Source organism: Arthrobacter sp. H-02-3 (assembly GCF_003097355.1).
Classification (GTDB): Bacteria; Actinomycetota; Actinomycetes; order Actinomycetales; family Micrococcaceae; genus Arthrobacter; species Arthrobacter humicola.
The window spans coordinates 222994-236451 of record NZ_PYUI01000004.1 but is presented as its reverse complement, the minus strand read 5'-3'; the positions used below and the strand labels follow the sequence as shown (position 1 = coordinate 236451).

The following is a 13458-nucleotide window of genomic DNA, read 5'->3' as shown; positions in this document are numbered from 1 at the left end:
GGCCCATGCGAAAGGCCCACCGTGACCGGACACCCCTCAAGCCACCCGAACCAGGGCGCTGCCAGCGCCGCCCCGCGCCGTATTGTGGTGGCCGGCGGCGGCCCCGCGGCTCACCGTTTCGCCGACGCCATGCACGCCCGCGGACTCGATGGCTGGCACGTAACAGTCCTCACCGAGGAAGCCCACCTCCCCTACGACCGCGTCGCACTGAGCAAGGCACTCACGGACAGCGACGTCGACCTCACCCTGGGCAGCGCCTCCATGTGGGACCACTCGGCCCTCAACCTCAAGACCGGCGAGCGCGTCACCAGCATCGACGCCGCCGGCAAGACGGTCAGGACCGCGGCCGGAACCGTCTACCCCTATGACGAGCTCGTCGTCGCGACGGGCTCGGACGCGGCCCGTCTTCCCATCCCGGGCGCCGAACTCACCCACGTGTACCGCACCCTCGAGGACGTCTGGTCCATCAACAAGGCGATCGCGGACCTCACCGAGAAGCTCGGCCGCAAGGTCAACGCGGTCACCATCGGCGGCGGTCTTCTGGGCCTCGAATCAGCGGCAGGCACCGAACAGCTCGGCGCCACCCCGATCGTCATCAACGGCTCCCCATGGCTCATGAACACCCAGCTGGACGAGGGCGCCGGACAAGCGCTCGGCCGGCTCATCGAAGCCAAGGGCTTCACCGTCCACGGCGGCGTGTTCCCCTCCGAGGTCCTCTCCGACGACGACGGCCAGGTCACCGGGGTCCTCATGGCCGACGGCCGGATCATCGACGCCGACATCGTGATCGTCGCGATCGGCGTGCGGCCCCGCGACGAGCTGTTCCGCGCCGCTGAGGGCGAAGCGCAGCAGTTCCAGCTCGGCCAGCGCGGCGGCGTCGTCATCTCCGACGACTGCTCCACGGAAGTTCCCGGCATCTGGGCGATCGGCGAGGTCGCCAACTTCGGCGGCATGTGCCTGGGCCTCGTGGCCCCGGCCAACACGATGGCCGAAATCGTCGCGGACCGGCTGCACGGCGGCGACGCAACCTTCCCCGGCTTCGACACGGCCACCAAACTCAAGCTCTCCGGCGTCGACGTGGCGAGCTTCGGCGACGCCTTCGCCCGCACGGAACATTCCCTCGAAATCGTCTATGCCGACCCCGCCCGCGGCGTCTACCAGAAAATCGTCACGACGGACGACGCCAAGACCCTCCTCGGCGGCATCTTCGTCGGCGACGCCGCCCCTTATACGTCCCTGCGCCCCATGCTGGGACGCGAGCTGTCCGCCGAGCCCGGCGCCTACCTCACCGCGGCCGGCGGAGGCGAGGCCCCGGAGACCGAGCTGCCGGACGATGCCATTCTCTGTTCCTGCAACAACGTGACGGCCGGAACCATCCGTGACACCGTCAACGGCTGCGGTGCCTGCGACGGCAACGCGCCCGTCCAGGAACTGGGCGAGCTGAAGGGCTGCACCCGCGCCGGCACCAGCTGCGGTTCCTGCGTGCCGATGCTCAAGAAGCTGCTGGAAAGCGAACTCACGAAGTCCGGCGTCGAAGTCTCGAAGGCACTGTGCGAGCACATCGAGCTGTCCCGCCAGGAACTGTTCGATGCCATCCGCGTCCTGGAGCTGACTTCTTTCGAGGAGATCATGGCCAAGTACGGCGCCGGCGCGGGCTGCGACATCTGCAAGCCGACCATCGCCAACATCCTGGCCAGCCAGAACAGCGCCTACGTCCTGGACGCGGGCCGCGGAACCCTGCAGGACACCAACGACCGCGCCCTGGCCAACATGCAGAAGGATGGCACCTACTCGGTGGTCCCCCGCATCGCCGGCGGCGAGATCACCCCGAAGAAGCTCGGCGTGATCGCCGCCGTCGCCGACAAATACGGCCTTTACACCAAGATCACCGGCGGCCAGCGGATCGACATGTTCGGCGCCCGGCTGGAGCAGCTCCCGGAAATCTGGAAGGAACTCGTGGACGCCGGCTTCGAATCCGGCCAGGCCTACGGCAAGAGCCTGCGCACCGTGAAGTCCTGCGTCGGCTCCACCTGGTGCCGCTTCGGGGTCCAGGACTCGGTGGCCATGGCCATCCAGCTTGAACTGCGCTACCGGGGCCTCCGCAGCCCGCACAAGCTGAAGATGGGTGTCTCCGGCTGCGCCCGCGAATGTGCCGAGGCCCGGGGCAAGGATGTCGGCGTCATCGCCACCGCGGACGGCTGGAACCTGTATGTCGGCGGCAACGGCGGCGCCACCCCGGCGCACGCCCAGCTGCTCGCCAAGGACCTCGACGACGAAACCCTGATCAAGTACATCGACCGCTACTTCATGTACTACATCCGCACCGCAGACCGCCTGCAGCGCACCGCGCGCTGGCAGGAAGATCTCGACGGCGGCATCAAGCACGTCGAGGACGTGGTGGTGCACGACACCCTGGGCATCGCCGAAGACCTCGAGGCCGCCATGGCCAAGCACGTCGACACCTACGTCGACGAATGGGCCGACACCCTGAAAGACCCCGAGCGCCTGCGCCGCTTCCGCTCCTTCGTCAACGCCCCCGACCAGAAGGACGATTCCATCACCTTCGTCCCCGACGCGCGCGGCCAGATGCGCCCCGCCACGGCAGAGGAAAAAGGGAAAGTGCTGATCGGCGCGTCCATTCCGGTCCGTGCCACCACCCCGGGACAGCTTGATGAGAACGAGGTATAGTCATGCAGCTCAGCATTGATCTCACCGGACGCGAAGTCCTCGTCACCGGCTCCGAGCACGCCGCGCGGCAGGCCGTGCGGCGCTATCAAGCCGCCGGCGCCGTCGTGTACCGCCTCAGCACCCCGCAGGGTGCCGGCAACGACGGCCCGCTGCCCGAGCGCCCGTTCCTGGTGGCAGCGGTCGACGACGGCCAGCCCGGCTGGGAGCCCCTCCTGGACCGCTGCCGTGCCGCGGGCATTCCGGTCGCGGCCGAGCCGGCGGCCGGCCCGGCGGGACATGTGACGCTGGTCGGCGGCGGCCCCGGGACCACCGAGCTGCTGACCGTCGCCGCCGTGGCGGCGCTGCGCGATGCCGACGTCGTCTTCTACGACCGGCTCGCCCCCTACCAGGAACTGCCGTCCCTGACCTCGGCCGAGCTGGTGGACGTGGGCAAGAAACCCGGCCACCACAAGGTCAGCCAGGCCGACATCGAAAAGCTCATGGTGGAAAGCGCGCTGGCCGGCAACAATGTGGTCCGCCTCAAGGGCGGGGATCCCTATGTCTTCGGCCGCGGCGGCGAGGAAGTCGCGTCCTGCGTCGCTGCCGGAGTTCCGGTCCGCGTGGTCTCCGGGGTCACGAGCGCCATCTCGGTGCCGGCCGCCGCCGGCATCCCCGTCACCCACCGCGAAGTCAGCCACATGTTCACCGTGGTGTCGGGCCACGCCCCGCTGACCGAGAACGAGCTCAAGCACCTCGCCGGGCTCGGCGGCACCATTGTGGTCCTGATGGGCATCGGCACCCTGCACCACCTCGCCGCCGGGCTCCGCCGGGCCGGGATGCGGGCCGATATGCCGATGGCCGTCGTCGAGCGCGGGTACCGCCCCGGCCAGCGCACGACGATCGCCGAGCTGGGCACCATTACCTCCGCGGCCGCCGGCTGCAGCAACCCCGCCGTCCTGGTGATCGGTGAGGTCGTCCGGGTGGCCGAGGCCAACCGGGGCTGCGCCGAGGCCGCGGCAGAGCTCGACCGCCTGGCCGCATCACTGATGGAAGCGTAGGGATTTTCATGACCGCACTGAACGCCATCGCCGAGGATGGGTCCGAGAAGGACCTTCCGCTGGACGGCTTCCGGATCGGCGTCACCTCGCACCGCCGCTCCCAGGACCTCATCGAGGCCCTGGAGCGCCGCGGTGCCGAGGTGCTCCACGCCCCGGCGCTGAAGATCGCCCCGGTCCGGGAGGACCAGAGCCTGGTCGAGGACACCCGGGCGATCATCGCCGCCCGGCCCGACCTCTGCATCGCCACCACCGCCTACGGCATGCGCCGCTGGTGCGAGGCGGCGGACACCTTCGGCATTGGCGAACAGCTGCTGGAAACCCTGTCCTCCACCCGCATGTTCGTCCGCGGACCCAAGGCGCGCGGCGCCGTCCGTGCGGCCGGGCTCGCCGACGTCGGGATCAGCAGCGACGAAACCACCTCCACACTGGTGGACATGCTCCTTGCCGAGGGCGTGCGGGGCAAAACTGTCGCGGTACAGCTGCACGGCTACACCGACGTCCGCCAGCTCGAGCGCCTGCGCATGTCCGGCGCCACCGTCCTGACGGTCACCCCGTACCGCTGGGTCAAGCCCGACGGCGCCGACCGGTTGCCCAAGCTCATCGAGGCCGCGTGCAGCGGCAACCTGGATGTCCTGACCTTCACGAGCGCCCCCGCCGTGGATGCGATGTGGAGCACGGCGCACGAGATGGGCGTCTACAAGCAGCTCGTGGAGAGCCTGAAGACCACTGTGGCAACCGCCGTCGTCGGTCCCATCACCGCACAGCCGCTGATCGACGCCGGCCTGCAACCGCTGATCCCGGAACGGTTCCGGATGGGCGCCCTGATTCGGCTGGTGTGCGAGCACCTCGCCCTCAACCACGTCCGCCGGCTGGACACCGTCTCCGGCAGCGTGGAGCTGCGCGGCCGCTCGCTGCGGATCAACGGCGAACCCGTCGACATGGCGCCCGCGCCCCTGCTGCTGCTGCGCGCGCTGATCGGCGCCGGCGGGGCCGTGCTGTCCCGCGAAGCGCTCTCGGACCTGCTGGAACTGCGCGGCTCCGTGCACGCCCTGGACATGACCGTCAGCAGGCTGCGGTCGGCGCTGCCGGACACGCGTCTGGTCGAAACCGTGGTGAAGCGCGGCTACCGGATCCGGGTCTAATGCCGGCGGCGGAGGCGTCTCTGCGGAGGGCTCGCCGCCGGGGTGTGACGCACGGCATTACCGGCCGGTAAATACTGGCGAACGGACAGGGCAGAAGAGGCAACACCCGGGAAACACCCCGGAAAAATCGGGCGCCTAGGCTGGGGTTCATCAAGCACACCGGCCACACGATGGCCACCCCAGCGAAAGGGCCAGCACATGTCCGCTCCGGCATTGTCTCCCACCTCCGGCACGTCTTCCTCGAAGGCAGCCGCTGCATCCACCGCCGATTCTCCGACGACAGCCAGCACGGCCGCCCGGCCCAGGATCGTCATCGCCGGCGCCGGCCCGGCCGCCCTGGCCCTGGTCCGCCAGCTCACCCGGACCCCGTTTGCCGGTGCCATCACGGTGCTCAGCAACCGCGATGACGCGCCCGAGGAACTGCTGGAGCTCGCCGTCCTGCCGCAGGTGTCCGTCCGCTTCGGCCAGCCGGCCAGCTACATCGATGCCGGAAACCGCCTCGTGACCACCGCCGACGGCATGGAATTCAGCTACGACGAACTCGTCATCGCCACCGGGTCCGCCCCGGCCGAGGCCCCGGTGGAAGGCGCCGCCCGGTGCCTGAGCTACTCCACGATCGACGACGCCGCCCGGCTGGGCGACGCCGTCAAGGACGTCACCCGGGTCCTGGGCCGGCGCCCCCTGGGCATCCTGGTCGGCACCGGCTCCGCCGCCGGCCAGGCCGAGGCCGTGCTCCGGTCCCGCGGCGTCCGTCCCGTCCGCACCACCGTCCGGCCCGCCGCCGTCGTTCCCACCCTCGCCGGGTCGGTCCTGCCGGCATCCGGCATCGTGTTCGAGGACGGCTCCAGCATGAACGGCGACCTCGTGATCCTCGCCGAGGAGCGCATCGCCCGGGACGAACTGGCCGCCACGGCAGGACTCACCACCGCACCCGGCGGCGGAATTGTCATCGGCCAGGACTTCCGCACCTCCGCGCCCGGCATCTGGGCAATCGGGGACGCCGCGGCGTACGACGGCGTCCGGCTGGGACTGCTCGTGGCGTCCGGCTCCGCCGCGTCGGTGTGCGCCTCCCAGCTGCTGCAGGCCACCATGGGAAGCCCGCTCGCCGCGGCTGCCTGATCGTAAGGGACCGGCCCGGCGGGCACATCCGCCGGGCCGGTCCTATGGCAAGATGGTCACCTGATAAGCCGCGAACCATGCGGCGCCGACAGGGCCCACAGGCCCACAAGGCCCGGGTAAAGGACCGCCGCGTCCCAGGCCCGCCAGGAAAGGGACCACCATGAGCCACGAAGCCGCCGCCGAGGGCACGCCCGGCATTGCCTCCTACATCGACCACACCCTGCTCAAGCCGGAGGCCAGCGAGGCCGAGATCCTCAAGGTCTGCGCCGAGGCAGCCGAGTACCATTTCAAGTCGGTCTGCGTGAACCCGGTGTGGGTCAAGACAGTCAAGACCGCGCTCAAGGGTTCCGGCGTGCTGACCTGCTCCGTGGTCGGTTTCCCACTGGGCGCCACCCCGAGCGACGTCAAGGCGTTCGAGGCCCGCGGCGCCGTCCTGGACGGTGCCGAAGAAGTGGACATGGTCATCAACATCGCCGCGGCACGCGCCAATGACAAGGGCGCGCTGGTGGATGACATCGCCGCCGTCGCGGAGGCCGTCCACGAGGGCGGCGCCATCCTGAAGGTCATCATCGAAACGGCGCTGCTGAGCGATGAGCAGAAGGTGCTCGCCTGCGAGGCTGCGGTTGCGGCCGGGGCGGACTTCGTGAAGACCTCCACCGGTTTCAACGGCGGCGGTGCCACGGCCGCGGACGTCGCCCTGATGCGCCGCACCGTGGGCCCGGACCTTGGCGTCAAGGCCTCCGGGGGCGTGCGATCCCTGGCTGATGCACAGGCTATGATTGCTGCAGGTGCAACACGTATTGGCGCCAGCTCCGGCATCGCGATCGTCACGGGTGAACAGGGTTCGTCCGCGTACTGATCCGCGCCGGCAGTGCCCACAGTTTTGAGCCCCCAGGGGCCGAGGAGGAACGAATGTCCAGCAACAACACCGAGTCCCGGCGGGTCGAGAACAGCCTCGGATCCAGCATCGCCTTGTTCGTGCCGATGATGGTCCTGTTCTTGGGAGCGATTTACTCGCTGACCTTCCTCACTCTGGACAACCCCTGGCCGATGGCCGTCTGCTTGGTCCTTTTCGCCCTCGCCTTCTGGATCCCGCAGACGCTGCTGGGCCGCTCGGATTCGGCGGGCGAAAACTAGGCTTTCCCGATCCTTAAACGACTGAAGCTCCGGATGTCCGGAGCTTCAGTCATTTAAGCTGCCTGCACCAGCGCGAACAGGCCTTTGACCAGTCCGGTGCCCAGCGCCAGGGCAGCGGGGAAGTGCGCCTTCGCCACGGCCAGTCCCGCACCGAACATCCCCACCATCGCGTAGCCGCTCACCGGGATCAGGACCAGCCATTCCCTTCGCGAGCCCGCCCGGCCCAGCAGCGGGATGGAGAACGCCCCGTTGGCCTTCCAGACGTTCTTGAGCAGCGGCAGTTTCCGCAGCACCTTCGGCGGCTTGATCACCAGCGGCCAGAGCAACGGCACTCCCCCGGTGGTGATCATGTCACCCACAATGTGCACCAGCACGCCGGTGAGCATCGAGACCGGCAGCCAGGTCCACTGGTGCGGCGCGAACCACGTCACCAGGCCCGCCATGAACAGCGCGAAGACCCAGTTGCTAATCCAGCCGTACTTGGGAAAGAGCTTCAGTGCCTTCGCGGCGATGTTGATCATGAACATGCACAGCAGGCCGGCCCCGACGGACAGCAGCCCCCACCGGGTCTGCACCTGCAACTGCCCGGCGATCGTGGCCAGCAGCACGAAGAACGCCGCGCCCAGTACCGAATGCGTGCCCTGCCGGTGGCCGCCGCTGACGTTCTCGATGCCGCGCGCCACCAAGTTGGACAGCGGCGGCAGGGCGTGCGCCACGGTGCTGGCACGGTGGTCCCAGTCGCAGACCAGCGCGGTCCCCGCCGTCGCCATGGCGCCGATCACGATCCCCGTGGGGTCCAGCGGGTACCAGCCCAGGGCGTAGGGGCCGGTCGAGGCAATAGCTACCCACGCCGCGGCTCCCGACGCGGCATGGTGTCCTCCCATCACTCTTTACTTCACCGCCAGCGGGACGTCGGTGAAGATGTTGCGGATAACACCGTTGGCCCATTCGAGGATTTCGGCGTCCTGCAGGTCCCGGCCGCCGATCCTCGCGGTCTTGGGCTTGGGGATGAGCACGGCGTCCAGGGCAGGCTTCGCCTGCGCGCCCGGGTACATCCGGGTGAGCCGCATGAGCTTGGACTCCGGGAGCTGGGCCGGGGAGAACTTGATGAAGTTGCCCTGCAGCGCGACGTCGGACAGTCCGGCCTCGCGGGCGCCCACCCGGAAGCGGGCGACGTCGATCAGGTTTTTCGCCGGCAGCGGCAGTTCGCCGTAGCGGTCCACGAGCTCGGCGAGGACCTCGTCGATCGCCTCGTACGTGATGGCGCCGGCGAGTTTGCGGTACGCCTCCAGGCGCAGCCGTTCGCCGGGCACGTAATCGTGCGGCAGGTGCGCGTTGACGGGCAGTTCGATCTTCATCTCGGCGGCCTTCTCCTCGGCCTCGCCGCGGTATTCGGCCACGGCCTCGCCCACGAGCCGGATGTACAAATCGAATCCGACGCCCTGGATGTGGCCGGACTGTTCTCCGCCCAGCAGGTTGCCGGCGCCGCGGATTTCGAGGTCCTTCATGGCCAGCTGCATGCCGGCGCCGAGCTCGTTGTGGGTTGCGACGGCCTTGAGCCGCTCCAGCGCCACCTCGCCCAGGGGTTTCTCCGAGGGGTACAGGAAGTAGGCGTACGCCCGTTCGCGGCCGCGGCCCACGCGCCCGCGCAGCTGGTGCAGCTGCGAGAGCCCGTACTTGTCCGCGCCGTCGACAATCAGCGTGTTCGCGTTGGAGATGTCCAGTCCGGTTTCGATGATGGTGGTGCAGACCAGGACATCGAAGCGCTTCTCCCAGAAGTCCACGATGATCTGCTCAAGCCTGCTCTCGGACATCTTGCCGTGTGCGACCTCCACCCGGGCTTCCGGGACCAGCTCGCGGATCTTGGCTGCGGTGCTGTCGATCGTTGAGACCCGGTTGTGGACGAAGAACACCTGCCCTTCGCGCATGAGTTCCCGGCGGATAGCAGCGGAGGTCTGCTTGTCCGTGTAGGGCCCCACGTAGGTCAGCACGGGGTGGCGTTCTTCCGGCGGCGTGGCGAGGGTGGACGTTTCGCGGATGCCGGTCAGGGACATCTCCAGGGTCCGCGGAATCGGAGTGGCACTCATGGCCAGGACGTCCACGTTGGTGCGCATCTTCTTCAGCGCCTCTTTGTGTTCGACGCCGAAGCGCTGCTCCTCGTCCACGATCACGAGGCCCAGGTCCTTGAACGCGAAGTCCTTGGACAGCAGCCGGTGCGTGCCGATGACGACATCCACCGCGCCGGATTTGACCCCTTCGGCGGTCTCCTTGGCTTCCTTCGCGCCCTGGAAGCGGGAGAGCGGCTTGACCCGAAGCGGGAACCCGGAGAATCGCTCGGTGAAGGTCTCGTAGTGCTGCTGGGCCAGCAGCGTGGTGGGCACCAGCACCGCCACCTGTTTGCCGTCCTGGACCGCCTTGAACGCGGCCCGCACGGCGATTTCGGTCTTGCCGTAGCCGACGTCGCCGGAGATCAGCCGGTCCATGGGGATCTCGCGTTCCATGTCGGCCTTGACCTCGTTGATGGTGGTCAGCTGGTCCGGGGTCTCCACGTACGGGAAGGCTTCCTCCAGTTCGCGCTGCCACGGGGTGTCCGGGGCGAACGCGTGTCCGCGCGAGGCCATCCGGGCCGAGTACAGCCGGATGAGCTCGCCGGCGATTTCCTTGACGGCCTTGCGGGCCTTGGACTTGGTGCTCGCCCAGTCCGCGCCGCCCATCTTGCTCAGCGCGGGGGCGTCCCCGCCGACGTAGCGGGTGACCTGGTCCAGCTGGTCGGTGGGAACGAAGAGCCGGTCCCCGGGAGCGCCGCGCTTGGACGGGGCGTATTCCAGGACCAGGTATTCGCGCACGCCGTCCCCTCCCCCGGCCACCTTGCGCTGGATCAGTTCCACGAAACGGCCGATGCCGTGCTGTTCGTGCACCACGAAGTCGCCGGCCACGAGCTGCAGCGGGTCCACGGCGTTCCGCCGTTTGGAGGGCATCCGCCGCATGTCCTTCGTGGACCCGGCGGACGTCCGGCCCAGCAGGTCCGCCTCGGTCAGCAGCGCCACCTTCAGCGGGTCCAGGACAAAGCCGCGTCCGACGGCGGCGGTGGTCACCTCGATCAGGCCGGCCTGCGGCTCGTCGTCGAGCCTGTCCACCCGGGCGCACGGGATGTTGTTGTCATGGAAGAGTTCGGCGAGCCGCTGGGCCGGCCCCGGGCCCTCGGTGACCACCACGATCCGCCACTGGTCCCGGACGCGGGAGCCGATGAAGTCCATCATTTCGGCCACGTCACCCTGGTAGCCGCGGGGTTCGCGGGCATGCAGGTTCAGGACATCGACGTCGGGCAGCAGGTCCTCGTCCGTGGCCAGGGACGTGATGGACCACCAGGAGACGCCGTGGGCCAGGGCCGTGGTGCGGGTGTCGGTCAGCGACCGGAAGCTGGCCGAATGCAGGGCCTCGGACGCCGCGGAGCTCAAATCCAACGGAGCCGTTCCGCCGTCGGAGGCCGTGGACCAGGCCGCCTCGAGGAATTCCTCGTTCGTGGCGGCGAGGTCGTGGGCCCGGGTGCGGACCTTTTCCGGTTCGATCACGACGGCGACGGAGCCGGACGGGAGCTGGTCCAGGAACGGGACCATGGCGTCCACCAGCACCGGCGCCAGCGACTCCATGCCCTCGATCGCGATGCCGCCGGCGATCTTTTCCAGCATGTCAGCCGCGGCCGGCAGCTGGGACTTCAGCGTCGCCGCGCGGGACATGACCGAGGGCGTGATGAGGATTTCGCGGCAGGGCGGGGCGTGGAGCTCGGTGGGATGGTGGACGCCCGGCGCGGAGAGGGAGCGCTGGTCGGCGACGGCGAACCACCGCATCTGTTCGACTTCGTCGCCGAAGAACTCGACCCGGATCGGGTGGTCTTCGGTGGGCGGGAAGACGTCCAGCATGCCGCCGCGCACCGCGAATTCGCCGCGGCGCGTGACCATGTCCACCCGGGCGTAGGCGGCCGCCGCAAGGCTCTTCACGACGTCGCCGAACGGGGCCTCCTGGCCGGTGGTCAAGGTGACGGGGACCAGTTCGCCCAGGCCTGCCACGATCGGCTGGACCACGGCCCGGACCGGGGCGACGACGACGCGCAGCGCGCCGGCGCCGGCCGCTTCGGGGTGGGCCAGGCGGCGGAGTACGGACAGCCGGCGGCCTACCGTGTCCGAGCGCGGCGAGAGCCGTTCGTGCGGGAGGGTTTCCCAGCTGGGGAACTCGGCGACGGCGTCGGCCGGCAGGTAGGCACGCAGTGCCTCTGTCAGGTCCTCGGCCTCCCGGCCGGTGGCCGTGACGGCCAGGACGACCGGGGCCCGGCCGGCACCTGCGTCAGGACCCGCCGAGATGCCGTCGGCCACTTCCGCGAGCAGCGTCGCCCGGAGGCCGGCCGGGGCGCTGATCTGGTAGTCCTCGCTGCGGCCGGCGAATCCGCGGGAGGCCTCGGCCCGGACGCGGGCGTAGGTGCGGTCCTCGGCCAGGACGCGGCGCAGGCCGGTGAGAGAGGGGCCGTTGAGGCTCATAGCTGTTGCTCCTGAGGTGATCACGGAAATGCAGGCAACACGAATAGCCGAAATTCGCAAGAATCCCGGGTCTTCCAAGCCTACCGCGGGGCCCGGGGGCGGCCGCACCGGGCCCCGCGGGCTGGGGCCGTCCCCGGACGCTCCCCGGTCCCCGGAAGGCCCCATCGGATGATCGCATGGGGCTAGGCTGGCGAAAGGGACGAGCGGCGGCCATCCGCCGCGGCCCCCGCTCCGAATGGCTTGGTAGGCCACCCGCCAACCTGCTGGATGAGAAGGAGTCACCATGAACAAGTCCGTGCTCGTCACCGGGGCCACCGGCTACATCGGCGGCCGCTTGGTCCCCCGGCTTCTGGAAGCGGGGCACCGGGTCAAAGTCCTGGTCCGGACACCGGCCAAAATCGCCGGCGTGCCGTGGCTGGACGATGTCGAAGTGGTCCAAAGCAGCCTCGACGACGGCGAGGCACTGCGGGCGGCGCTCGACGGCGTCGACGTCTTGTACTATCTGGTCCATTCCATGGCGGCCGGCGCCGGCTTTGAGGCCAAGGAACAGGCGATGGCCGCGACGGCGGCCCGGGCGGCGGCCGCGGCCGGGGTGGAACGCATTGTGTACCTTGGCGGGCTGCACCCGGCCGGCGCCGAGCTGTCCACCCACATGCGTTCCCGTGAGGCGGTGGGGAAAGTCTTCCTGGACAGCCCGGTGGACGCGGTGGTCTTCCAGGCCGGCGTCGTCATCGGGTCCGGCTCGGCGTCGTTCGAAATGATCCGCCACCTGTCGGAGACGCTCCCGCTGATGCCCGCCCCGAGCTGGGTGCGCAACAAGATCGAGGCGATCGCCGTCCGGGACGTGCTGTACTACCTCGTGGCCGCGGCGTCCCTGGAAGGACCCATCAACCGGACGTTCGATATCGGCTGCCGCCAGGTGCTCAGCTACGCGGGCATGATGAAGGAGTACGCCGCCGAGGCCGGCCTGCCGCACCGGGTGGTCCTGGCGCTGCCGGTGCCCGCGCCCAAGCTGGCCGGCCTGTGGGTGGCCCTGACCACCCCGATCCCGCTCGCCATGTCCCTGCCGCTCGTCGAATCGCTCCAGCACGACGCCGTCGCCCGGGAGCACGACATCGATGCCTACATCCCGGTGCCGGAGGGCGGCCTGACGCCCTACCGCAAGGCCGTCGCCCTAGCCCTGGGCAAGGAACGCGACGGCCAGGTGGAAACCACGTGGGCCAGCGCCGGCGTCGACGCCGATCCCCTGCCGAGCGACCCGGAATGGTCCGGCCACACGGTGTACCTGGACGAGCGCAGCTTCCACAGCGAGGTCGACCCCAGGCACGTGTGGACTGTCATTGAGGGCATCGGCGGCCGGAACGGCTGGTATTCGCTGCCGCTGGCCTGGCAGGTGCGCGGCTGGCTGGACAAGCTCACCGGCGGGGCGGGGCTGCTGCGCGGCCGCCGGCACCCGCACCTGCTGGCGGAGGGCGAAGTGGTGGACTGGTGGCGGGTCGAGCGGATCGACCGCGGCCGGCTCCTGCGGCTCCGGGCCGAAATGCGGGCCCCGGGCCGGGCGTGGCTTGAGCTCTCCGTGGAGCCGGAGGGCACCGGCAGCCGTTACCGCCAGCGCGCCATCTTCTTCCCCAAGGGCCTGAGCGGCCGCCTCTACTGGCTCGCCGTGCTGCCGTTCCACAGCGTAATTTTTCCCGCGATGTCGCGGAACATCACCGCTGCTGCCCGTGATCTGGAAAACCTCGAATCGGAGCCTGCCAGCCACACCACGTAGGATGTTGGAGCCCGAAACGTCCACTTCCACAC

Annotated in this window: 9 protein-coding genes; 7 read left to right on the top strand and 2 right to left on the bottom strand. The window is 69.4% G+C overall.

Annotated features, from left to right (window positions below):
- The first annotated feature begins 21 nt into the window (after nt 1–21).
- From nirB to C9424_RS06485, 6 genes are all read left to right on the top strand, one after another.
- A complete protein-coding gene (gene nirB, locus C9424_RS06510) occupies nt 22–2688 on the top strand; it encodes a nitrite reductase large subunit NirB (RefSeq protein WP_116766075.1) in 2667 nt (888 codons plus the stop codon).
- 2 nt (nt 2689–2690) lie between these two features.
- Nucleotides 2691–3725 (top strand): uroporphyrinogen-III C-methyltransferase, encoded by a 1035-nt coding sequence (gene cobA / locus C9424_RS06505; protein WP_116766074.1) that lies wholly within the window; start codon nt 2691–2693, stop codon nt 3723–3725.
- A gap of 8 nt (nt 3726–3733) precedes the next feature.
- Nucleotides 3734–4867: a uroporphyrinogen-III synthase gene (locus tag C9424_RS06500; protein ID WP_116766073.1), complete on the top strand. Its 1134-nt coding sequence runs from the start codon at nt 3734–3736 to the stop codon at nt 4865–4867.
- Between the two features lie 198 nt (nt 4868–5065).
- Complete coding sequence (locus tag C9424_RS06495; protein ID WP_116766072.1) at nt 5066–5986, top strand: FAD-dependent oxidoreductase; 921 nt, start codon at nt 5066–5068, stop codon at nt 5984–5986.
- 160 nt (nt 5987–6146) lie between these two features.
- Nucleotides 6147–6845: a deoxyribose-phosphate aldolase gene (gene deoC, locus C9424_RS06490; RefSeq protein WP_116766071.1), complete on the top strand. Its 699-nt coding sequence runs from the start codon at nt 6147–6149 to the stop codon at nt 6843–6845.
- A gap of 53 nt (nt 6846–6898) precedes the next feature.
- Nucleotides 6899–7123 carry a hypothetical protein gene (locus C9424_RS06485; RefSeq protein WP_091250653.1) on the top strand — a complete coding sequence of 75 codons (225 nt, stop codon included), beginning with the start codon at nt 6899–6901 and terminating at the stop codon, nt 7121–7123.
- A 53-nt stretch (nt 7124–7176) separates the two neighbouring features.
- Here C9424_RS06485 and C9424_RS06480 read toward each other — a convergent pair whose 3' ends face one another.
- Nucleotides 7177–8007: a metal-dependent hydrolase gene (locus C9424_RS06480; RefSeq protein ID WP_116766070.1), complete on the bottom strand. Its 831-nt coding sequence runs from the start codon at nt 8005–8007 to the stop codon at nt 7177–7179.
- Between the two features lie 6 nt (nt 8008–8013).
- Nucleotides 8014–11655, bottom strand: coding sequence for a transcription-repair coupling factor (mfd, locus tag C9424_RS06475; RefSeq protein WP_116766069.1), 3642 nt, complete (start codon nt 11653–11655; stop codon nt 8014–8016).
- A gap of 283 nt (nt 11656–11938) precedes the next feature.
- Between mfd and C9424_RS06470 the strand changes: the two genes are divergently transcribed.
- On the top strand, nt 11939–13426 hold the full coding sequence (locus tag C9424_RS06470; protein ID WP_116766068.1) for an SDR family oxidoreductase: 1488 nt from the start codon (nt 11939–11941) through the stop codon (nt 13424–13426).
- The last annotated feature ends 32 nt before the right edge of the window (nt 13427–13458 follow it).

Bases quoted from the DNA above. Each gene is read 5' to 3' on its own strand.
- cobA (WP_116766074.1), top strand. From the start codon at position 2,691: ATGCAGCTCAGCATTGATCTCACCGGACGCGAAGTCCTCGTCACCGGC.
- C9424_RS06500 (WP_116766073.1), top strand. From the start codon at position 3,734: ATGACCGCACTGAACGCCATCGCCGAGGATGGGTCCGAGAAGGACCTT.
- C9424_RS06495 (WP_116766072.1), top strand. From the start codon at position 5,066: ATGTCCGCTCCGGCATTGTCTCCCACCTCCGGCACGTCTTCCTCGAAG.
- deoC (WP_116766071.1), top strand. From the start codon at position 6,147: ATGAGCCACGAAGCCGCCGCCGAGGGCACGCCCGGCATTGCCTCCTAC.
- C9424_RS06485 (WP_091250653.1), top strand. From the start codon at position 6,899: ATGTCCAGCAACAACACCGAGTCCCGGCGGGTCGAGAACAGCCTCGGA.
- C9424_RS06480 (WP_116766070.1), bottom strand. From the start codon at position 8,007: ATGGGAGGACACCATGCCGCGTCGGGAGCCGCGGCGTGGGTAGCTATT.
- mfd (WP_116766069.1), bottom strand. From the start codon at position 11,655: ATGAGCCTCAACGGCCCCTCTCTCACCGGCCTGCGCCGCGTCCTGGCC.
- C9424_RS06470 (WP_116766068.1), top strand. From the start codon at position 11,939: ATGAACAAGTCCGTGCTCGTCACCGGGGCCACCGGCTACATCGGCGGC.